The organism is Nocardioides ginkgobilobae (assembly GCF_054781275.1).
Window position 1 is genome coordinate 12,747 of sequence record NZ_BAAGUS010000016.1, and the last position, 20,873, is coordinate 33,619.

Sequence of the window (20,873 nt, forward strand, 5' to 3'; positions counted from 1 at the left end):
CGCCCGCGTCAGGCGTCCCCGCCCTCCTGCTTGACCCCGCGCGTGGCGGTGGGGTCGTCGATCCGGTAGGTGTCGAACGCCTTCTGCACCAATGCCGGGTCGATCTCGCCGGCGTCGGCGAGCGCCTGCAGGCTCCGCACGACCACGGACTCGGCGTCGATGTTGAAGAACCGGCGCGCAGCGGGGCGGGTGTCGGCGAACCCGAAGCCGTCGGCCCCGAGCACGCAGTAGTCCCCGGGGACCCAGCGGGCGATCTGCATCGGCACCGCGGTCATGTAGTCCGAGACCGCCACGAACGGACCACCGGCCCCGGCCAGCTTGTCCGCGACGTACGCCGTGCGCGGGGTCTCGCTGGGGTGCAGGAGGTTCCACTCCTCGGCGGCGACGGCGTCGCGGGCCAGCTCGTTCCACGAGGTGACCGACCAGGTGTCGGCCTTGACGCCCCAGTCCTCCTCGAGCAGCCGGGCGGCCTTGTCGATCCACGGGAACCCGACGCCGGAGGCCAGCAGCTGGACGCGGGGGCCCTCGCCGTCGGTGGTGGCGACCCGGTGGATGCCCTTGAGGATGCCCTCGACGTCGACGCCCTCGGGCTCGGCGGGCTGGGGGACCGGCTCGTTGTAGACGGTGAGGTAGAAGATGACATCCTCGCCCTGGGGGTGCTCCTCGGACGTGCCGTACATCCGCTCGAGGCCGCTCTTCATGATGTGGCCGACCTCGTAGGCGAACGCGGGGTCGTAGTGCACGACCGCGGGGTTGCTGGCGGCCAGCAGCGGGCTGTGGCCGTCGGCGTGCTGGAGGCCCTCGCCGGTCAGCGTGGTGCGGCCGGCGGTGGCGCCGATGAGGAAGCCGCGCGCGAGCTGGTCGGCCATCGCCCACACCGAGTCGCCGGTGCGCTGGAAGCCGAACATCGAGTAGAAGATGTAGAAGGGGATCATCGGCTCGCCGTGGGTGGAGTACGCCGACCCGGCGGCCGTGGCCGAGGCCATCGCGCCGGCCTCGGAGATGCCCTCGTGCAGCAGCTGGCCCTTCTCGGACTCGGTGTACTTCAGCAGCAGCTTGCGGTCCACCGACTCGTAGCGCTGGCCCTGCGGGTTGTAGACCTTCGCGCTCGGGAACATCGAGTCCATGCCGAAGGTGCGGTACTCGTCGGGGGCGATGGGCACGATCCGCTGGCCGATGCCCGGGTCGCGCATCCAGTCCTTGAGCAGTCGGACGACGGCCATGGTCGTGGCGACGGAGTTCTTGCCCGAGCCCTTCTTCAGCTCGTCGTAGACCTTGTCCGCGGGCAGGGTGAGGGGCTTGCTGCGCACGACCCGCTTGGGCAGCGAGCCGCCGAGCACCTCGCGCCGGTGGCGCATGTACTCCATCTCGGGGCTCTTCTCGCCCGGGTGGAAGAACGGCGCGGCACCGGTCTCCTCGTAGGAGCGCTCGAGGTCGCGGTCGGAGATGGGGAGGTAGAGCCGGTCCCGGAACTTCTTCAGGTCGTCGGGGGTCAGCTTCTTCATCTGGTGCGTGGCGTTGCGGCCCTCGAGGGCGTCGATCGTCCAACCCTTGATGGTCTTGGCCAGGATCACCGTCGGCTGCCCGGTGTGCTTGGCCGCGGCGTCGAAGGCGGCGTACACCTTGCGGTAGTCGTGGCCGCCGCGCGGCAGCTTCTGGATCTGGGTGTCGCTCATGTGCTCGACCATCTTGCGCAGCCGCGGGTCGGGGCCGAAGAAGTTCTCCCGGACGTAGGCGCCGTCCTCGACCGAGTAGGTCTGGAAGGCCCCGTCGGGGGTGGAGTTCATCTTGTTGACCAGCACGCCGTCGACGTCGCGGGCCAGCAGGTCGTCCCAGCCCTGGCCCCAGATCACCTTGATGACGTTCCAGCCGGCGCCGCGGAAGTTCGACTCCAGCTCCTGGATGATCTTGCCGTTGCCGGTGACTGGCCCGTCGAGCTGCTGGAGGTTGCAGTTGACGACCCAGGTGAGGTTGTCGAGCTCCTCGCGGGCCGCGACCCGGATCGCGCCCAGCGACTCCGGCTCGGCCATCTCGCCGTCGCCGAGGAAGGCGTAGACGTTCTGCTGCGAGGTGTCCTTGATGCCGCGGTTGTGCAGGTAGCGGTTGAACCGGGCCTGGTAGATCGAGTTGATCGCGGTCAGGCCCATCGAGACCGTCGGGAACTCCCAGAACTCCGGCATCAGCCGGGGGTGGGGGTAGGACGACAGACCGGCGCCGGGCCCGTGCTGGACCTCCTGGCGGAAGCGGTAGAGCTGCTGCTCGTCGAGGCGGCCCTCGAGGAAGGCCCGGGCGTAGATGCCGGGGGAGGCGTGGCCCTGGATGAAGACCTGGTCGCCGCCGCCCTCGTGGTCCTTGCCGCGGAAGAAGTGGTTGAACCCGACCTCGTAGAGGCTGGCCGAGGACTGGTACGTCGCGATGTGGCCGCCCACCTCCAGGCCCTTGCGGTTGGCGCTGGAGACCATCACCGCGGCGTTCCACCGCAGGAAGGCGCGGATCCGCTGCTCGACCTCGTAGTCGCCGGGGAACCACGGCTCGCGCTCGGGCGGGATGGTGTTGATGTAGTCGGTGCTGCGCAGCGCAGGCACCCCGACCTGGGTCTCCCTGGCCCGCTCGAGCAGCCGCAGCATGACGTAGCGCGCGCGGTCGCGTCCGCGCTCGTCGAGCATCGCGTCGAAGGACGCGATCCAGTCGGCGGTCTCCTCGGGGTCGATGTCCGGGAGCTGGGTGGGCAGGCCCTCATGGATGACCGACGGGGTGGTGCCGGTGCGGGTGCCAGGAACGGTGGATGAGTCGTCTGTCACCCCGCCATCGTGGCACGCAGGGAGGGGTGAGGGTATCTACCCGCGAGTAGGCCCCGGAGGCCGTGCGCGGGCGTCCGCTGAGCGGTGCGGGAGACCCCGGAGCAGCGACCGGGCCGGGGTTCGGGCCAGGTGTCGGGCAGGGGTCGGGCGGGGTGGGCCAGCGCTCGGAGCGCCCACCTGTTGGGGAGAACGGGTTGCGCTCGGTGCGCGAGTCCGATGGACTACGGGCCGTACGTAACCCTGCGCGGCCACCGACGGCTGCGCGACGAGGAGGCGCTGGTGAGCTCGACCGCGGGTGGCGGGTCCACCCAGACAGGCCCTGCGAACGACGTCGGAGGCCGGCTCGGGCTGAGCTCCGGCATGGTCGTGCAGGAGCTGGGCTGGGACTCCGACACCGATGACGAGCTCCGCGTCGCTGTCGAGGACGTCATCGACGGCGACCTCGTGGACGGTGACTACGGCAACGTCGTCGACGCCGTGCTGCTGTGGTGGCGCGACGAGGACGGCGACCTGGTCGACGGCCTGGTCGACGCGCTGACCGACCTGGTCGGTGGCGGCTCCATCTGGTTGCTCACGCCCAAGGTCGGACGACCCAACAGCGTCGACGCCTCCGAGATCGCCGAGGCGGCCCCTATCGCGGGGCTCTCGCAGACCACGACGGCCTCGGTCTCCAAGGACTGGGCAGCCACCCGACTGGTGGCCCCCAAGACTCCCGCCTGACGCTAGTCTCCGGGCGTGCTCACCAAGATCGGCCAGTCCAAGCTCGGTCAGGGTGTCGGCGCCGCCGGCACCAGCCTGAAGGTCCTCGGCCGGGCCGGGGTCATCCGGCCGTACTCGCCGGTGGTCCTCGCCCGGCTGCTGCGCACCCTGCGGGAGTGGGGGACCGGCCCTGCCGGCGGCTACGCCTCTCTGGCGATCCGCACCCCGGACGCCGTCGGCATCATCGACGAGCGCGGCCAGCTGACCTGGGGCGAGCTGCACCGGCGTACGAACGCGCTGGCCCGCGGCCTGGCCGCCCAGGGCGTCGGCGAGGGTGACGCGGTGGCGATCATGTGCCGCAACCACCGCGGCTTCGTCGAGGCCAGCGTGGCGGTCGCCAAGCTCGGCGCCGACGTGCTCTACCTCAACACCGCCTTCTCCGGTCCCCAGCTGGTCGAGCTGCTCGAGCGCGACCGGCCGCAGGCGCTGGTGCTGGACGAGGAGTTCACCGGCCTGGTGGGCAGCGCCGACGTCCCGGCGACCGTCATCGGCTGGAGCGACGCGGACGATCCCGCGGACCTCGAGCACCCGACCATCGACGCGCTGGTCGCGCAGCACGACGACAGCGACCTCTCCGCCCCGGAGCGGCACGGCCGGATCATCATCCTGACCTCGGGGACCACGGGTACGCCGAAGGGTGCGCCCCGCTCGGAGGCCGGCATCGACGCGGCCGTCTCGCTGCTCTCGGGCATGCCGCTGCGGCACGGCTGGCGCACGCACGTCGCCGCGCCGCTCTTCCACACCTGGGGCTTCGGGCACATGGCGCTCGGCATGCTGCTGGGCTCCACCCTGGTGCTGCGGCGCAAGTTCGACCCCGAGGGCTGCCTCCAGGCGGTCGTGGACGAGAAGTGCGAGTCGATCGTCGTCATCCCCGTGATGCTCCAGCGGATCCTCGCGCTGCCCGCCGAGACCCTGGACCGCTACGACCTGTCCCGCGTCGAGGTCGTGGCCTCCTCGGGCTCCGCGCTGCCCGGCGAGCTGGCGCTGCACTGGATGGACCGCTTCGGCGACAACCTCTACTCCACCTACGGATCCACCGAGGTCGCCTACGCCGCCATCGCCGGGCCGCGCGACCTGCGCGAGTCGCCGTCGACCGCCGGGCACCCGCCGTACGCCACCGTCGTGAAGATCCTCGACGAGCAGGGCAAGGAGGTCCCGCGCGGGGAGTCCGGGCGGATCTTCGTCGGCAACGGGCTGCTCTTCGAGGGCTACACCGGGGGCGGCAGCAAGGAGGTCGTCGACGGGCTGATGTCGACCGGTGACGTGGGCCGGTTCAAGGACGACGGCCGGCTCTACGTCGAGGGCCGCGACGACGAGATGATCGTCTCCGGCGGCGAGAACGTCTTCCCCAAGGAGGTCGAGGACTGCATCGCCACGCACGAGGAGGTCGCCGAGGTGGCGGCCGTGGGCGTCGAGGACGAGGAGTTCGGCAAGCGGCTGCGGGCCTTCGTCGTCCGGACGTCCGGGTCCGGCCTCGACGAGGCCGCGGTCAAGGCGTGGGTGAAGGACAACCTCGCGCGCTACAAGGTGCCGCGCGACGTGGTCTTCCTCGACGAGCTGCCGCGCAACGCCACCGGCAAGGTGCTCAAGCGCGAGCTCGCCGACCGGGACGACGCGTGAGTCCTGAGCCCCCTGGCCTCCGGATCGGTGATCCGGCGCCCGACTTCACCCTGCGCGACCAGTTCGGCCAGGACGTCACCCTGTCGTCCTACCGCGGCAGCAAGGCCGTGGCGCTGCTGTTCTACCCCTACGCCTTCTCCGGGGTCTGCACCGGCGAGATGGCCCAGGTGCGCGACCGGCTGGCGGAGTTCATGACCTTCGACACCGAGGTGCTCGCCATCTCCTGCGACCCGATGTTCTCCCTGCGTGCCTTCGCCGACGCCGACGGGCTGAACTTCCCGCTGCTGTCGGACTTCTGGCCGCACGGAGAGGTCTCGCGCTCCTTCGAGGTCTTCGACGAGAGCACCGGCGCGCCGCGCCGCTCGTCCTACGTCATCGACCGCGAGGGCGCGATCCGCTGGGCCGTGCACAACGCCATGCCCGAGGGGCGCGACCTCGACGAGCACCTGCGCCAGCTCACCGCCGCCGCTCTCTGACCCGCTCGGAGCGGTCCTGGTCCAGACCACGGAGGGCAGATTTCCCCGCGTGCACAGGGTTTTCGTCGCTCACCCTCACGGATGGGAGGCCGACGACCTAGAGTGGGACCTGCCGGACCGCTGGTGACCCGAGACGCCAGCGGTCCGGCTTTTCCGTTCCCGGAGCCGGGCCGTCCCTGTCGTGGCCGCCGCCCGGTTTCCCGCCTCGCGCGTGGCGTCGGTAGGGTCCGCCTGCACACGGGCGTATAGCTCAGCGGTAGAGCCCCTCGCTTACAACGAGGTGGTCGGGGGTTCGATCCCCTCTGCGCCCACCAGGCATCCCGGCTCCGCGTCGAAGCACTCCGTGAGGTTGTGCCGGGATCGTCCGGCCAGGGCGCTACACCCTGCACGAGAAGGGCAGTCCCGAGGTGGCGATGAGCCGCCCCGATCCCGTCCGCACGGGGTCGGGGCGGTAGCCTGTGCGGCACGAGAGGGAGTAGTCCTCAACAGCCGTGTCGACACACTGGCGGCGCCCGGCCCCGGCCGAGCACCACCCGGTACGGCGGGCCACCGCGGTGGCGGACGAGACTTTCGACCGGTTGCACGAGAGATGCGCCCGGTCGAAGGCGCGTCCCCTGCGGCCGCTCTCCGACCGGGCCGGAGAGGAAACACCCATGTACGCCTTCCTGCTGAGCACGGCCGTGATCTTCGTGGCCGAGCTCGGGGACAAGTCCCAGCTGATGGCGATGACCTTCGCCGCGCGCTACCGCGCCCGCGACGTGCTCATCGGCATCACCGTCGCCACCGCCGTGGTCCACCTGGCCTCGGTCGGCATCGGCTACTGGATCGGCGACGCCTTCGCCGACCACCAGGGGGCGATCTCGGTCGTGGCCGGCGTGGCCTTCCTGGGCTTCGCCGCCTGGACCCTGCGCGGCGACGAGCTCACCGAGGACGAGGCCGAGAAGGCCCGGCGCAGCACCGGCGCGGCGATCATCGCCGTCGGTGTCGCCTTCTTCCTCGCCGAGCTCGGCGACAAGACGATGCTGGCCACCATCACCCTGGCCACCCAGGAGGGCTGGCTGGGCACCTGGATCGGCAGCACCGTGGGCATGGTGGCCGCCGACGCCCTGGCGATCGGTGTCGGCGCGCTGCTCGGCCGCCGGCTCCCCGAGGACGTCATCAGGTACGGCGCTGCCACGCTCTTCGCGCTCTTCGGTCTGCTCCTGGTGCTGGACGGCGCCGGGGTGCTCTGAGCGAGCCACCCGGCGCCGGCCGGCTCACGCCAGCAGCGACCTGCCCAGCCAGTCGCCCTGCTCGAAGCCGGGCAGCACGGCGAAGACCGCCGACCCGACCGCGGTCGTCCACTCGTTGAGCGAGTCGAGCTCGTCCAGCGAGCGTTGCAGCGGGACGAACTGGTCGGCCAGGTCGGCCTGGTAGGAGGAGAAGAGCAGCCCGCTCTCCAGCCGCGGCCCTCGGGGGCCCGGCACCTCCCGGGTCCAGCTGGCGCCCTTGCGGAAGATCCGCCGCCCGCCGTGCAGGGCCGGGTGCGAGCGTCGCACGTGCGCGTCGAGCGCGACGACCGGGCGCCCCTGCTCGTCGCGGGCGGCGAGGTCGACGTCGTCGCTCTCGCCGCCGCCGGTCAGCGGTGAGCCATCGGCGAGCCGGCGACCGACCGAGCGCTCCTGCTCCTCGCGGGTCAGCCCGTCCCAGGTGTCCAGGTCCATCCGGATCCGGCGCAGCACCAGGGTCGTGCCCCCGGCCCAGCGGCCCTCGGGTACCCACACCGTGCGGTCGAAGAGCTCCGTGCCCGGCCGGGGGTTCGCCGAGCCGTCGACCTGGCCGAAGAGGTTCCGCCCCGTCTGCGGCGACCCGTCGGGGGCGGTGCCGTTCCACGTCCCCTGCTGGGTCCAGCGCAGGCGGGCGAAGGGGCGCGCGTCGGCCACCACACGGCGTACGGCGTGGGCGACGGTGGTGGCGTCGCGGCCCGCGACCAGGACGCAGAGGTCACCGCCGCCCCAGCGTTCCTCGAGCCGGTCGTGGACCATCGGCGGGACGTCGGTGAAGCCGGCCGGCCCGGCGCCGAAACGGTCGCTGCCCAGCGCGCCGCGGCCGACGCCGACGGTGATGGTCAGGTCGGCGCCCGGCACCGAGAGCCACGGCGCCGGGTCACCCGGTGCCGGGCGACCGGCCGTGAGTGCCTCGATGTCGCCGGTCCACAGCCGCATCAGCCGTCCGAGCGCCTCGCGGTCGACGCCCGGACGCAGGTCGAGGGCGACCGCCTCGAGCACCGCGGGCGGGGCCTGGGCGACCCCCGGCTGGTGGGGTCCCCAGGGGGCGAGGGTGGTCCCGACGGGTGCGGCGGGGATGGACTCGGGCGGCCCGACGGGCGTGCCGGGGTCGACCGCCACGACCAGCCCGGCGCCGGTGAGGGCGCCGAGACCGGTCGTGCCGGCGTACCCCAGGAGCCCGCGGCGCGAGACCCGGGGCACGGCCATCAGTGGTCGTGGTCCCCGGTGCCGGGGGCGTGGTAGTGCCCCTCCTCCTCCGTGAAGGCCTTGACCGGGACCACGAGGTCCTGGGTGCTGCCGTCGGAGAAGACCAGCGACAGGTCGACCTCGTCGCCGGGGGCCAGGGCGTCGCGCAGGCCCATCAGCATGACGTGGAAGCCGCCCGGCTCCAGGACCTTGCCGCGACCGGCCTCCAGCACGATGCCGTCGTCGACGGCCTGCATGCTCATCGCGCCGTCGACCATCGCCATCTCGTGCAGCTCGGTCGTCCGGGCGACGGAGGAGGAGGCCGAGACCAGGGTGACCGGCTCGGGGCCCGGGTTGTCCAGGGTCATGAAGGCCCCGCTCATCGACGGATCCTCGGAGCCCTTCGTCGCGCGGACCCAGGGGTCGCCGACGACGACGGTGCTCGTGACCGCGCTCGTGGGGCTGGCCGCGGCGGCCGCCGGGTCCGGCGACGACTGCTCGCCGCAGGCGGCGAGGGCAGCGGTGAGGACCAGGGCGGTGGCGCCGAGGCCGAGGGTCCGCAGCGTGCGGGTGGTGGTGCTGGTGGTGCGATGGATCGTGCTGTGGGCGTGCACAGGTGTCTCCTCGTGGGTCCGTGGGGTGCGTCCGGGCGCGCTCGCGCAGGGACGGCTCCGCCACCGTCGGTCGACGGGGGGAGCGGGTTGCTCAGGAACCGAGGAGCAGCGGGGGGCCTCGCCGGGTGACGGCCCGGGGGTGGTGGCGACCAGGAGGTCGCAGGACCGGCGGCGGCACGACGGCCGGACGCAGGAGAGCGGGGTCGGGGAGCGAGGCGAGGGCGGCGTACGCCGTGCGCAGGCGGGTCGCCGGCACGGCTGCGCCGCAGGCGCGACACGCGCGGACGGCCAGCAGGACCAGCAGGTCCCAGAGCGCACGCTCGCCGAGCGCGAGCCAGAGCCCGACCGCCGCCGCGGCCGCGGTGTGCGCCAGCAGCATCGCGGGACCGCCCGCGAAGGCGTGGGCGAGCACGTGGGCCAGGGGCCCCTCGCCCGCGCGGGCGCCGGACGGCGGGGGCAGGGCCAGCGACTGGTCCATCAGGGAGCCGACGCGTCGGCCGTCGACCACGTGCGGCTGCAGGGGGCTGGCAGGCAGGGGGCCGGTCGACACGGCCGTCGTCGCGCGCTGGGGCCCGCCGTGGCCGGCGGTGGCGCCGAGCACGAGGTGCACCAGCGCCTGGCCACCGACGGTGAGGACCACCAGGCGCAGCGGGCCTGCGGGGGAGCGCAGGAACGGTCTGAGCGAGAGCGTGGCCACGGCCAGCAGGACCAGCATCGCGACGGGACCGGGGACCAGGCCGTCGGCCAGGACGTGCGAGATGGTGCCCACACCCAGGACCGTGGCGGCGAGGACCAGCGCGCGCGGCCAGACCGGCACGGCACACCTCCTCGCTCCCGGGCGGCCCGGTGCTCGCGCCGCCGTCCCCCCTCCAGGGTAGGACCGGCGATGAGAACCGTCTCATCAAGGGCTCACGCTGACCTCACCACCGGTGGGTTCCATTGCTCCTGTCGCGGTCGGAAGGACCGACCGCACGGACGAGAGGACACACCATGCGCACCACCGTGAAGCTCGGGCTCGGGACCATCGCCGGAGCCGTCGGCGCCGGCCTGCTGGCCTTCCCCGCCGCCCAGGCCGCCGACTCCGACGTGTTCTGGAAGCGCGACGACGACCGCGCCGACGTGGTGATGAGCGTCGACGACGATGACGACGACGACACCAACCGGACCAACGGCGACGCCACCAACACCGTCAACGGTGACAGCAACAACACCAACAACACCGCCGGGGACACCTCGGGCGTGGCCAGCAACGACAACACCAACTCCCGGGTCACCGGCATCTCCCGCGACCGCGACATCAGCCAGGGCGACCGGACCCGCGACTGGACGCGTGACGGCGGCGACAAGACCCGCGACACCACGGCCAACGCGACCAACGACAAGTCGCGCAACGACACCCGCCGCTGATGACCGGCTGGGGACTCCGCGAGGGTGACGCGATCACCGAGGACCTCGTCGCCGTACGCCGGCTCGGCGGTGGTGCGACCTACGAGGCCTACCTCGCCTTCGACGAGGTGACCTGGGGTCCGGTCGTCGCCAAGCTGGTGCGCCCCGACCTGGTCGAGGACGCCTCCTCCCTGCGCGGGCTGCGCCGCGAGGCGGAGGCCCTCACGACGGTCAACCACCCCGTCGTGGTGCGGGCGCTGCGCTGGACCGATTCCGGCCCGCGCCCGCACCTGGTGCTGGAGAACCTCGACGGGCCGCGGCTCTCGACGCTGGTGCGTCGGCACGGCCGCCTCCAACCCCAGCAGTACCTCGTGCTGGGCATCGAGCTGGCCTCCGCGCTGCACTACCTGCGGCGCCTGGGCTGGGTCCACCTGGACGTCAAGCCCTCCAACATCATCATGGGGGCGCCGGCCCGGCTGATCGACCTGTCGGTGGCCCGACCCGTCGAGGACGCTGCTCGTCTCACGCACGTCATCGGCACCGACCGCTACCTCGCGCCGGAGCAGGCCGACCCGGGCGGCCGCGCCGGCGTGCCCGGTCCGGCCAGCGACGTCTGGGGCCTGGCCGCGGTGCTCTTCGAGGCGGTCAGCGGCGTGCGTCCCTTCCGCGACGGCGACCCGTCGGCCGAGGTCCCGCACGAGCGGCACCCCCAGCTCGTCGAGGGTCCGGCCGCACTGCCCGGCGACGTACCCGCTCCGGTGCGGGAGGTCGTCCTGGCCGGGCTCTCGCCCGAGCCCGCGGACCGGCCGCTGCCGCACGAGGTCTCCGAGGTGCTCGAGCCGGTGCTGCACGGGCTGCCCGCGCCCCGGCTGGCGGGCTGGCGCTCCTGACCACATCCGCTCACCGACGCGACCCCCGACAGCCGCCAGGCCGTCGGGGGTCGTTGCGTCTCCGGGCCCCGTCGCGCGCGAGCGCCGAGTGAGCGTCGAATCAGCGCCGAGTGAGCATCAGGTGGCGAAGCGGTAGCCCATGCCCCGGACGGTGAGGATGGTGTCGCTGCCGAGCTTGCGGCGCAGGTACCCGACGTAGACGTCGACGACGTTGGAGCCGGGGTCGAAGTCGAACCCCCAGACGTGGTCGAGCAGCTGCTCGCGGGAGAGCACCTGCCCGGCGTTGCGCATGAAGATCTCGGCCAGGGTGAACTCGCGGGCCGAGAGCTCCACGTCGGCGCCGTCGACGCTCGCGCGGCGGGTGCGCAGGTCCAGGCGGACGCCGCCGGCCTCGAGCACGTCCTCGGCGCCCGCTGCGGCACCGCCGGTCTGGCGCAGCCGCAGCCGGATGCGCGCCTGTAGCTCGGCGAAGCGGAACGGCTTGCTCATGTAGTCGTCGGCGCCGCCCTCGAGCGCGGAGACGGTGTCGCCCACGGAGTCGCGGGCGGTGAGGACCACCACCGGCATCCGGGACCCCTGCGCCCGCAGCTGGTCGAGGACCTCGAAGCCGTCCATGCCGGGCAGGCCGATGTCGAGGACCATGAGGTCGTGGTCGCCGGACAGCGCCAGGTCCAGCCCGGTCGGCCCGTCGGCGACCACGGTCGGGACGTGGCCGTCGGCGCGCAGGCCCTTGGCGATGAAGGAGCTGATCCGCTCCTCGTCCTCGACGATCAGGATGCGGGCCACGTGCTGTCCTCCTGCTGGCGGGTCGGTCGGTCGGGGCGTCCGGGGGTGCGAGGCGTGCGGGACGTGCCGGGCAGCGGCAGGACGCGGGTCGGGTCGTCGCTGCCGCGGTGGTCCTCGGCGATCCGCGCTGCGGGCACGTCGACGACGAACCGCGAGCCGCGGGGGTGACCGTCGTGGGTCGGGTCCTCCCAGGCGGTGCGGCCGCCGTGGGCCTCGGCGATCGCACCGACGATCGACAGGCCCAGGCCGAAGCCCTCGTGGTCGCGGTCGTCGGCGCGCGCGAAGCGGTCGAAGACCCGGGTGCGGTCCGCCGGGGCCAGGCCGGGTCCGGTGTCGCGGACCCACAGGCGCAGCCGGCTGCCGTCGTACGCCGTCCCGACGGCGACCCGGTCGCCGGAGCGCGTGTGCCGCACGGCGTTGTCGGCCAGCTGGAGCACCGCCTGGGTCAGGCGCTGGGCGTCGACCTCGACCCGGGCCGTGGCTGCGGCGTCGATCGACCAGGTGCGTTCCCCGAGCCCCGAGCACTTGGCCAGCAGGTCCTCGGTGAGGTCGCGCAGCTCGACCGGCTCGACCCGGACGAAGTCGGGCCGGTCGGACTTGGCGAGCAGGATCAGGTCGCCCACGAGCCGGGACATCCGGTCGACCTCGTCGAGCAGGAGGTCGCGGGTCTCCGCGACCTCCTCGGGGCTGCCGAGGTCGAGGACCTCGAGGTGTCCGCGCAGCACCGTCAGCGGGGTCTTGAGCTCGTGGCCGGCGTCGTCGAGGAAGCGGCGCTGCTCGGTGAAGGCGGCCTCGAGCCGCTCCAGCATCGTGTTGACGGTGCCGGTGAGCGCGGTGATGTCGTCGTTGCCGCTGACGGGGATGCGGCGCGAGAGGTCGGTCTCGGTGATCTCCTCGGCGGTGCGGCGCAGGCGGCGCAGGGGTGCCAGCAGCCGCCCGGTCAGCAGGAAGGCCGCGCCCGCCACCAGCAGCAGCGCGAGGGCCGAGACGATGGCGTAGGTGCGCATCGTGTCGCGCAGCGCCGCCCTGCCGACCTCGAGGCGGGTGACGACCAGCAGGGCGCCGGCCTCGGCGTCGCTGCGGAACCGCACCGGTTGGCCGACGAGGAGGACCTCGCCCTCACCGGGGACCTCGAAGCGGGCGCTGCCCCCCGTGCGGGCGACGTCGGAGGCGGCCGCACGGAAGGCGGCGTCGTCGACGATCGGGTCCGCGGCGGGGGAGAGGAAGCGGACCGGGTCGGCCCGCCCCTCGATCCAGCCCACGAGCAGCTCGTCGTCGTCGGGGATGTTGCGCAGGAAGAACAGCTCGAGCATCGCCGCGACGTCCTGGAACGGCTCGGACGTCGTGGGGTCGAGCCCCTCGGCCTGGATCCGACCGAACTCCTGCAGCTCCTGGTCCACCGCCGCACGGGTCTGCTCCTCGAGCCGGTCCCGCTCGATGGCGTAGACCAGCAGGCCGGCCAGGGCCAGGGTGGCGGCGGTGAGCGCGGCGACGGCGGCGGTGATCCGGGTGCGGACCGAGATGCCGGTGCGTGGGCGGCCGCGAGCCGGCGGCGCGGGCGGGGTGCTCAGTCGTCGTCCCCGTCGTCGGTGGTGTCGTCCCGCTCGCCCCGGTCGTCGTCATCGTCGTCGTCGCGGTCGGCGTAGGAGGGCACGACCACCTCGGGACGGTTGCGCGCCTCGTCGTCGTCACCGGGGCCGTCGTCGTCCCCGTCGTCACCGCCGCGGGTCGGCTCGGGCGAGGGGCGCAGGGTGGGGCCGGGCACGGTGTCCTGGGCCGGTGCCGGGGCGTCCTCGAGGATGATCGGCGCCCGCCGCCCGGGGTCGTCGGCGGCCGAGGAGACGATGCTGCCGACGGCGTACGCCCCCATGGGCAGGCCGAGTGCCAGCCCCAGCAGCACCTTCGAGAACCCGGTCATGACGCCACGATCCTGCACCACCGTGGGAGCGAGGTGAGGCGCGGATGAGAAGACTCTCATCGAACGGGACGTGCGGGGGGCGGGCCGGTCCGTGGACCGCTCGTCGCAGCCGCGGGGCCGCTCGGCGCCGGGCGGTGCGTGCGGCAGCCGCGCACCAACCCGGGGATCCTAGAGTGGCGTGCGTCACGCCCCGACGGCCACCAGGCGATCCAGGAGGAACCCCCATGTTCGTGCCCTTCAGCGTCTCCGACTTCCTGGACCGGGCCGCGACGGTCTACGGGCAGCGGACCGGCGTGCTGGACGAGCCCGACCAACCGGCGACCCCGCTGGGCGGTGCGGGCGCCCCCGGCACCCTGACGTACGCCGAGCTGGCCGGTCTGGCCGCGCGCCAGGCGGCGCGCCTGGACGAGCTCGGGATCGACGTGGGCGAGCGGGTCGCGGTGGTGAGCCACAACTCCGCGCGGCTGCTGACCTCCTTCTTCGGGGTCTCGGGCTGGGGCCGGGTGCTGGTGCCGGTGAACTTCCGGCTGCGTCCCGACGAGGTGCGCTACATCGTGGAGCACTCCGGCGCCCGCGTGCTGCTGGTCGACCCCGAGCTCGACGAGGCCCTGGCCGACGTCACGGCCGAGCACCGCTTCGTCCTCGGCGACGACGAGCACCTCTACGCGCCCGAGGGCGCGGTGCCGCAGCCCTGGGAGCCCGACGAGTCCGCGACCGCCTGCATCAACTACACCTCCGGCACGACGGCCCGGCCCAAGGGCGTGCAGATCACCCACCGCAACATCTGGGTCAACGCCGTCACGTTCGCGATGCACGCGCAGGTCAGCGATCGCGACGTCTACCTCCACACGCTGCCGATGTTCCACGCCAACGGCTGGGGCATGCCCTACGCCATGACCGGGCTGGGTGCCCAGCACGTCGTGCTCCGCAAGATCGACGGCGCGGAGATCCTGCGCCGGGTGCGCGACCACGGCGTGACGGTCATGTGCGCGGCGCCGGCGGTGGCCGCCGCGGTGCTGGAGGCCGCGCAGGACTGGGACGGGCCGATCCCCGGCCGCGACCGGGTGCGGATCATCATGGCCGGCGCGCCGCCGCCGACGAGGACCGTGGCGCGGGTGGAGGAGGAGCTCGGCTGGGAGTTCATCCAGATCTACGGCCTCACCGAGACCTCCCCGCTGCTGACCTTCAACCGCACCCGGGCGGAGTGGGACGACCTGCCCGCCGAGGAGCGGGCCGGGCTGCTGACCCGGGCGGGAGCACCGGCGCTCGGCGTACGTCTCTCCCTCAGCGAGCCCGACGAGCACGGCGAGGGCGGTGGCGAGGTGCTGGCCCGCTCCAACGTGGTGCTCGAGGGCTACTGGGAGCAGCCGGAGGAGTCGGCCCGGGCGCTGGCCGGCGGGTGGTTCCACACTGGCGACGGCGGCGAGATCGGCGAGGACGGCTACCTCACGATCAAGGACCGCAAGAAGGACGTGATCATCACCGGCGGGGAGAACGTCTCCTCGATCGAGGTCGAGGACGTCCTCTTCTCGCACCCCGCGGTGGCCGAGGTCGCCGTCATCGGCGTGCCCAGCGAGAAGTGGGGCGAGACGATCAAGGCGCTGGTCGTGCTCGCGCCCGGCGCGGAGGTCACCGAGGCCGAGCTGATCGCCTGGTGCAAGGAGAAGGCAGCCGGCTACAAGGCCCCGACCTCGGTGGAGTTCCGCGACGAGCTGGCGCGCACGGCGACCGGCAAGCTGCAGAAGTTCAAGCTGCGTGCTCCTTACTGGGAGGGCCGCGAGCGCCAGGTCAACTGAGGGGTCGACCACGGTGAACTAGACCGATCCCGCCCGGGGGTGCCCGCTCCGCCCTACAGTGGGCAGCGGGTGGACGCTGCGGCGTCCGGGGGGAAGGTCACCGTGGTGGACGCTACGACGCAGGGCACTCAGGACGGCACGACGAGCCCGGTGGGCGAGGTCGCGGAGGTCGCGGTCCCTGTCGTGCCCGACACCGGGCTGGAGCGTGACCTCTTCCTGCGCACCCTCGTGCGCGAGCTCGCCGGCACCTTGGAGGAGACCGTCGGGCTCGAGGACGCCGCCGGCTACATCTCGGTCGTCGGGCGGCGGATGGGTGCCTGGCTGGACGAGTCCTACCGCGAGGCCATGGGCGTCGCGCGGCTCGACCGCGAGCAGGTGGCGGCCGTCCACGTGGACCTCAAGGCCCGCATCCACGGCGACTTCGTGCTGCAGGAGTCCGGCGAGGAGCGGCTGGAGTACACCAACAGCCGCTGCCCGTTCGAGGAGAAGGTCCTGGGCAGGGAGTCGATGTGCATGATGACCTCCAACGTCTTCGGGCTGATCGCCGCGGAGAACCTGGGGTACGCCAAGGTCGAGCTCGCCGAGACGATCGCGCGGGGCGACGGACGCTGCCGGGTGGTCGTCCACCTGGAGCCGGGATCGGGTGAGCACGCCCCGGGCAGGGAGTACTTCGGGGAATGACACCCTTCGCGGTGCCCCAGGAGGCCGAGCTGGTGGTCGCACCCGACGGGCTGGTCGTCGAGGCGGACGAGGCCGCGGTGCGGCTGCTCGGCGACTGCCGGGGTCGGTCCCTCCTCGAGGTCGTGCAGACCCCCGGGGACGTGCTCGACGCGCTCATGGCCGGCTTCCGCCGCTCGACCAGCCCGGTGCCGGGACGGCTGCGCCTGCGCACGGCCGAGGGGTCGCAGGAGATGTCGATCACCGGCCGGCGCCGCTCCGCGCGGGAGCGGGACGTGGTCCTGGTGGTGCGGCTCGTGGGCGACCGGTTCTCAGAGCTCACCACCGCCCTGCAGCGCACCAACACCGAGATCGCCCGGCGGATCGCCGTGGAGGAGCAGCTGCGGCGGGTCTGGGGCCAGACGGTCGCGCAGCTCGAGCGCTCCAACGCCGACCTGCTGGTGCTGGGGGAGACCTTCGCCCACGACCTGCGCAACCCGATCACGACGATCTCCGGCTACGTCGGCCTCGTGCTGGCCGACCCTGATCTCCCCGAGGGCACCCGACGCCAGCTCGAGCGGGTCCTGCGCGCCGCGCAGGGCATGGAGGACATCGTGGAGGGCCTGCTGCACGAGGCGGTGCAGCGCAGCGAGGCCATCCGGGTCGACGTCGCGCTCGAGGACGTCGTGGGCTGGGTGGGCTCACTCGTCGACGAGAGTGCGGTGCGGGTGCACGTGGAGCGGCCGCTGCCGGCGGTGCACGTCTCTCTCCAGTCGGTGCGCCAGCTGCTGCTGAACCTGGTGTCCAACGCCGCCAAGCACCGCGGTCGCGCCGGGCCCGCGAACGTCACCGTCGCGGCGCGCCCGTTGGGGGAGCGCTGCGAGGTCACCGTCGCCGACGACGGCCCCGGCATCCCCGAGGAGCGCCGGGAGGCCGTCTTCGAGAGAGGCGTGAGCACCGAGGAGGAGGGCGAGCACGGCCTCGGCCTGGCCATGTGCCGCCGGGTCGTGCAGGAGCACGGTGGGGAGATCGTCGTCGAGTCTGCGCCCGGCGGCGGTGCGCTCTTCCGGTTCAGCCTGCCGCGCGCCAGGGCCTGAGCCCGCTCAGGAGGGGCGCACGTCCAGCACGACCTCGAACTCCAGCAGCTCCGCACCGCTGGCGACCGGCCGGCTGCCCTCGCCGGCGTGGGCCGCCCGGGCGTCGCCGTCGCGCCAGGCCTCGAACGCGGCGTCGTCGCGCCACCGGGTGACCACGAAGTAGCGGTCGTCCCCGGCGACCGGGCGCAGCAGCTGGAAGCCCAGGAAGCCGTCGGCGCCGTCGACGGTGTGCGCCCGGGCCGCGAAGCGCCGCTCCAGCTCCGCGCGCGCCGGCGGGGGCACGGAGATGGCGTTGATCTTCACGACGCCGCCCGCGGGGGCGTCGGTGCCGCCAGAGGTGTCGGCAGGGGTCTCGGCAGGGGCGGGGTTCTCGGGGGCCATGTCCCGAGCGTAGGCCGCTAGCCTCACCGCCATGTCAGCGACCGCACCTCCGTCCCTGGGCTCCCTGGTCGACCTGGTCCACGGGTGGTACCCGCCCTCGACCGCCGACTCCTGGGACCGGGTCGGGCTCGTCCACGGCGACCTCGATCAGCCCGTGCGCCGGATCCTGCTGGCCGTCGACCCGGCGCCGGCGGTGGCGCGCGAGGCGGCCGCGTGGGGCGCCGACCTCCTGGTGACCCACCACCCGCTCTACCTCAAGGGCGTGCACGGCTTCACCAGCCAGACACCGAAGGGCCGCACCTCGCTGACCCTCGCCGGCGCCGGCTGCGCCCTGCTCGCCGCCCACACCAACGCCGACCAGGCGCTAGGCGGGGTCTCGGAGGCGATGGCTGTCGCGCTGGGGCTGCGCCACGTCCGCCCGCTCCTGCCCGCACCGGCCCCCGCGCTGGACAAGCTCGGTGTGATGGTCCCCGTCGCGGACGCCGACCGGGTGCGCGATGCGCTGGCCGCGGCCGGCGCCGGCGAGATCGGGGACTACGACCAGGCCTCCTTCTCGGTCACCGGCCGGGGTCGCTTCCGTCCGCTCCCCGGGGCCGATCCCGCGATCGGCTCGGTGGGAGAGGTCGAGCTGGTCGAGGAGGAGCGGATCGAGGTCGTGCTGCCGCGGCGGCTGCGGTCGGGCGTGGTGGCCGCGCTGCTGGCGGTGCACCCCTACGAGGAGCCGGCGTACGACGTCGTGGAGCTCGCCGACCCCGGCCAGCAGCCCACCGGGACCGGCCGGGTCGGCGAGGTCGAGCCGACCACGCTGCGGGGCTTCGCCGAGCGCGTGGCCGCGGCGCTGCCGCCCACCGCGCACGGGGTGCGGATCGCCGGCGACCCCGACCGGCCCGTACGTCGGGTGGCGCTGTGCGGTGGGGCCGGCGACTTCCTGCTCGACCGGCTGCGGGGGAGCGACGCCGACGTCTACGTCACCAGCGACCTGCGTCACCACCCCGCCTCGGAGTTCCTCGAGCACGACGGTCCCGCGCTCCTCGACGTCTCGCACTGGGCCGCGGAGTGGACCTGGCTCCCGGTGCTGCGCGATCGCCTCGCGGCTGCGCTCCGGGACCTGCCTGGCGATACGGTGGAGGTCCGGGTCAGCACGCTGTGCACCGACCCGTGGACCGACCGCATCTGACGCCTCCCGGCCCGACCGGCCCCGACCCAGGAGTCCCGCTGAAAGCCGACCCCACCGCCCAGCTGCGCCTGCTCGACCTCCAGGAGCTCGACTCCCGAGGCGACCAGCTGCGGCACCGCCGCCGCAGCCTGCCCGAGCTGGCCGAGATCGCCGAGCTCGAGCGCACCCGCTCGACCCTGGTCGACGAGGCCCGTGACGCCAAGATCGTCGTCGACGACCTCACCGCGGAGCAGGCGAAGGTCGACGCCGACGTCGAGGTGGTCAAGGCGCGCCGCACGCGCGACCGCGAGCGGATGGACGCCGGGCTGATCAGCAACCCCAAGGACCTCGAGCGGATGAGCGGGGAGCTGGAGTCCCTCGAGCGCCGCATCGCCACGCTGGAGGACGAGGAGCTCGAGGTCATGGAGCGGCTCGAGGCCGCCCAGGGCATGCTCTCGGCGGTCAACGACCGGATCGCTGCCGCCGAGGGGCGGTTGGCCGAGCTGGCCGCGGCCCGCGACGAGCGGTTCGCCGAGATCGACGCCGAGCTCGCCGAGGTGGCGTCCCAGCGCGGTCCCGCCCTCGAGGGGCTCCCCGCGGACCTGCTGGCGCTCTACGACAAGCTGCGCGAGAGCAAGGGCGGCGTCGGTGCGGCCCGCCTGGTCCAGCGCCGCTGCAGCGGCTGCCAGCTGGGCATCGACCCCGCCGAGCTTGCCTCGATCAAGGCCCAGCCGGCCGACGCGGTCGTGCGCTGCGAGGAGTGCTCGCGGATCCTCGTCCGCACCGCCGAGTCCGGTCTGTGAGCACCCGGTCTCCCCGCGCGGTCTCCCGGGTCGTCGTGGAGGCCGACGGCGGCTCCCGCGGCAACCCCGGTCCGGCGGCGTACGGCGCGCTCGTGCGGGACGCCGAGACCGGCCAGGTCCTCGCGGAGGCCGCGGTGGCGATCGGCCGGGCGACCAACAACGTCGCGGAGTACTCCGGGCTGATTGCGGGGCTGCGGCTGGCGGCCGAGCACGCGCCTGGCGCCCAGGTCGAGGTGCGGATGGACTCCCAGCTGGTCGTCGAGCAGATGAAGGGCACCTGGCGGGTCAAGCACGCCGGGCTCCAGCCGCTGCACGCCGAGGCCCGCGAGGTCGCGCCGCCGGGCACGACCTACACCTGGGTGCCGCGCGCGCAGAACGCCGCCGCCGACGCCCTGGCCAACCGGGCCCTGGACGGCGACGAGGTGGCCCCGGGTCCGGCCCAGGCGGCACCCGCCGGCGGCCCGCGCGGCGAGCGTCCCGACGAGGACTCGCTGATCGAGGAGATCGAGTCCCCGGGTGCGGTGCGCGGCGAGGAGGAGCGCGACCAGGCGGGCCACCGCGGCTGGTCGGCCCCCACCGGGGCCCCCACGACCCTGGTGCTGGTGCGTCACGGCGTCACCGCGCACACCGCGGCCAAGCGCTTCTCCGGCGGCCTGGGCGGGGACAACCCGCCGCTGAGCGAGGAGGGGCTCGCGCAGGCGCGCGCGGCAGCGCAGTGGCTGGCGGCCCTCGGCGACAAGGTCGATGCCGTGCTGGCCTCCCCGGTCCGCCGCACCCGCGAGACCGCCGAAGTGGTGGCCGCGGCACTGAACCTGCCGGTCTCGGAGGAGCCGGGCTTCGCGGAGATGGAGTTCGGCTCCTGGGACGGGCTGACCTTCCTGGAGGTCGCCGAGCGGGACCAGGCCGGGCTCGACGCCTGGCTGGGGTCGCTGGAGGTGCCGCCTCCGGGCGGGGAGTCCTTCCGGCAGGTCGAGGAGCGGGTGCTCGCGGGGCTGGACCGGGTGCTGGCGGAGCACGCCGGGCGCACCGTCGTGGTCGTCTCGCACGTGACCCCGATCAAGACGCTGGTGGCGCACGCGATGGGGGCCCCGCTGGAGGCGGTCTTCCGGATGGAGCTCTCGCCGGCCTCGATCAGCGTGGTGTCGTTCTACCCCGAGCCCGGGCAGGCCCCGCGCGGGTCGCTGCGCCTCTACAACACCCTCCCGCCGGGCGACGCCACCCTCGACCCCGGTCGCTGGTAGCGGTCCGGGCCGGCGCGAGCGGCCACCCGGCGCGAGCGC

General features: G+C 73.5%; 20 protein-coding genes and 1 tRNA gene. 13 read left to right on the plus strand and 8 right to left on the minus strand.

What is annotated here, in order from left to right; genetic code table 11:
• Positions 1–8: 8 nt before the first annotated feature.
• Entirely contained in the window at positions 9–2,801 is a 2,793-nt protein-coding gene (gene aceE, locus ACYVID_RS14430) for a pyruvate dehydrogenase (acetyl-transferring), homodimeric type (protein ID WP_460738198.1), read from the minus strand.
• A 279-nt stretch (positions 2,802–3,080) separates the two neighbouring features.
• On the opposite strand from aceE, the gene ACYVID_RS14435 reads away from it, so the two are divergent.
• From ACYVID_RS14435 to ACYVID_RS14455, 5 genes are all read left to right on the plus strand, one after another.
• Complete coding sequence (locus tag ACYVID_RS14435) at positions 3,081–3,521, plus strand: DUF3052 domain-containing protein (RefSeq protein ID WP_460738200.1); 441 nt, start codon at positions 3,081–3,083, stop codon at positions 3,519–3,521.
• 15 nt (positions 3,522–3,536) lie between these two features.
• Positions 3,537–5,180: an AMP-binding protein gene (locus tag ACYVID_RS14440; protein WP_460738202.1), complete on the plus strand. Its 1,644-nt coding sequence runs from the start codon at positions 3,537–3,539 to the stop codon at positions 5,178–5,180.
• Positions 5,177–5,656 carry a peroxiredoxin gene (locus ACYVID_RS14445; RefSeq protein WP_460738204.1) on the plus strand — a complete coding sequence of 160 codons (480 nt, stop codon included), beginning with the start codon at positions 5,177–5,179 and terminating at the stop codon, positions 5,654–5,656. The genes ACYVID_RS14440 and ACYVID_RS14445 overlap by 4 nt, the downstream gene beginning before the upstream one ends.
• A gap of 239 nt (positions 5,657–5,895) precedes the next feature.
• Positions 5,896–5,970, plus strand: a tRNA-Val gene (locus tag ACYVID_RS14450).
• A gap of 339 nt (positions 5,971–6,309) precedes the next feature.
• Positions 6,310–6,888, plus strand: coding sequence for a TMEM165/GDT1 family protein (locus ACYVID_RS14455; RefSeq protein WP_460738206.1), 579 nt, complete (start codon positions 6,310–6,312; stop codon positions 6,886–6,888).
• A gap of 24 nt (positions 6,889–6,912) precedes the next feature.
• Here ACYVID_RS14455 and ACYVID_RS14460 read toward each other — a convergent pair whose 3' ends face one another.
• The 3 genes from ACYVID_RS14460 to ACYVID_RS14470 form a co-directional block, all read right to left on the minus strand.
• Complete coding sequence (locus tag ACYVID_RS14460) at positions 6,913–8,130, minus strand: Dyp-type peroxidase (RefSeq protein WP_460738208.1); 1,218 nt, start codon at positions 8,128–8,130, stop codon at positions 6,913–6,915.
• Positions 8,130–8,723, minus strand: coding sequence for a copper chaperone PCu(A)C (locus ACYVID_RS14465; RefSeq protein WP_460738210.1), 594 nt, complete (start codon positions 8,721–8,723; stop codon positions 8,130–8,132). Before ACYVID_RS14465 ends, ACYVID_RS14460 begins: the two co-directional genes overlap by 1 nt.
• A gap of 91 nt (positions 8,724–8,814) precedes the next feature.
• Positions 8,815–9,540 carry a hypothetical protein gene (locus ACYVID_RS14470; RefSeq protein WP_460738211.1) on the minus strand — a complete coding sequence of 242 codons (726 nt, stop codon included), beginning with the start codon at positions 9,538–9,540 and terminating at the stop codon, positions 8,815–8,817.
• A 173-nt stretch (positions 9,541–9,713) separates the two neighbouring features.
• Between ACYVID_RS14470 and ACYVID_RS14475 the strand changes: the two genes are divergently transcribed.
• Both ACYVID_RS14475 and ACYVID_RS14480 read left to right on the plus strand, forming a co-directional pair.
• Complete coding sequence (locus tag ACYVID_RS14475) at positions 9,714–10,130, plus strand: hypothetical protein (protein WP_460738213.1); 417 nt, start codon at positions 9,714–9,716, stop codon at positions 10,128–10,130.
• A complete protein-coding gene (locus tag ACYVID_RS14480; RefSeq protein ID WP_460738215.1) occupies positions 10,130–10,999 on the plus strand; it encodes a serine/threonine-protein kinase in 870 nt (289 codons plus the stop codon). Before ACYVID_RS14475 ends, ACYVID_RS14480 begins: the two co-directional genes overlap by 1 nt.
• Before the next feature lie 117 nt (positions 11,000–11,116).
• On the opposite strand, the gene ACYVID_RS14485 is transcribed toward ACYVID_RS14480, so the two are convergent.
• From ACYVID_RS14485 to ACYVID_RS14495, 3 genes are all read right to left on the minus strand, one after another.
• Positions 11,117–11,785, minus strand: coding sequence for a response regulator transcription factor (locus ACYVID_RS14485; RefSeq protein ID WP_460738217.1), 669 nt, complete (start codon positions 11,783–11,785; stop codon positions 11,117–11,119).
• Positions 11,770–13,185 (minus strand): sensor histidine kinase, encoded by a 1,416-nt coding sequence (locus ACYVID_RS14490; RefSeq protein ID WP_460738219.1) that lies wholly within the window; start codon positions 13,183–13,185, stop codon positions 11,770–11,772. Before ACYVID_RS14490 ends, ACYVID_RS14485 begins: the two co-directional genes overlap by 16 nt.
• A gap of 167 nt (positions 13,186–13,352) precedes the next feature.
• Entirely contained in the window at positions 13,353–13,703 is a 351-nt protein-coding gene (locus ACYVID_RS14495; RefSeq protein WP_460738221.1) for a hypothetical protein, read from the minus strand.
• 224 nt (positions 13,704–13,927) lie between these two features.
• On the opposite strand from ACYVID_RS14495, the gene ACYVID_RS14500 reads away from it, so the two are divergent.
• The 3 genes from ACYVID_RS14500 (at position 13,928) to ACYVID_RS14510 (ending at position 17,253) form a co-directional block, all read left to right on the plus strand.
• Positions 13,928–15,499 (plus strand): AMP-binding protein, encoded by a 1,572-nt coding sequence (locus ACYVID_RS14500; RefSeq protein WP_460738223.1) that lies wholly within the window; start codon positions 13,928–13,930, stop codon positions 15,497–15,499.
• A 69-nt stretch (positions 15,500–15,568) separates the two neighbouring features.
• Positions 15,569–16,180, plus strand: coding sequence for a methanogen output domain 1-containing protein (locus tag ACYVID_RS14505; RefSeq protein ID WP_460738225.1), 612 nt, complete (start codon positions 15,569–15,571; stop codon positions 16,178–16,180).
• Positions 16,177–17,253, plus strand: coding sequence for a sensor histidine kinase (locus ACYVID_RS14510; RefSeq protein ID WP_460738227.1), 1,077 nt, complete (start codon positions 16,177–16,179; stop codon positions 17,251–17,253). The genes ACYVID_RS14505 and ACYVID_RS14510 overlap by 4 nt, the downstream gene beginning before the upstream one ends.
• A gap of 6 nt (positions 17,254–17,259) precedes the next feature.
• Here ACYVID_RS14510 and ACYVID_RS14515 read toward each other — a convergent pair whose 3' ends face one another.
• On the minus strand, positions 17,260–17,634 hold the full coding sequence (locus ACYVID_RS14515; protein WP_460738229.1) for an antibiotic biosynthesis monooxygenase family protein: 375 nt from the start codon (positions 17,632–17,634) through the stop codon (positions 17,260–17,262).
• A 31-nt stretch (positions 17,635–17,665) separates the two neighbouring features.
• On the opposite strand from ACYVID_RS14515, the gene ACYVID_RS14520 reads away from it, so the two are divergent.
• From ACYVID_RS14520 to ACYVID_RS14530, 3 genes are read left to right on the plus strand one after another with little or no spacing between them, the layout of a single operon-like run.
• On the plus strand, positions 17,666–18,811 hold the full coding sequence (locus ACYVID_RS14520) for a Nif3-like dinuclear metal center hexameric protein (RefSeq protein WP_460738231.1): 1,146 nt from the start codon (positions 17,666–17,668) through the stop codon (positions 18,809–18,811).
• Positions 18,793–19,593 (plus strand): zinc ribbon domain-containing protein, encoded by an 801-nt coding sequence (locus ACYVID_RS14525; RefSeq protein ID WP_460738233.1) that lies wholly within the window; start codon positions 18,793–18,795, stop codon positions 19,591–19,593. The genes ACYVID_RS14520 and ACYVID_RS14525 overlap by 19 nt, the downstream gene beginning before the upstream one ends.
• Positions 19,590–20,834, plus strand: a complete 1,245-nt coding sequence (locus ACYVID_RS14530; protein WP_460738234.1) for a bifunctional RNase H/acid phosphatase — start codon at positions 19,590–19,592, stop codon at positions 20,832–20,834. Before ACYVID_RS14525 ends, ACYVID_RS14530 begins: the two co-directional genes overlap by 4 nt.
• Positions 20,835–20,873 lie beyond the last annotated feature (39 nt).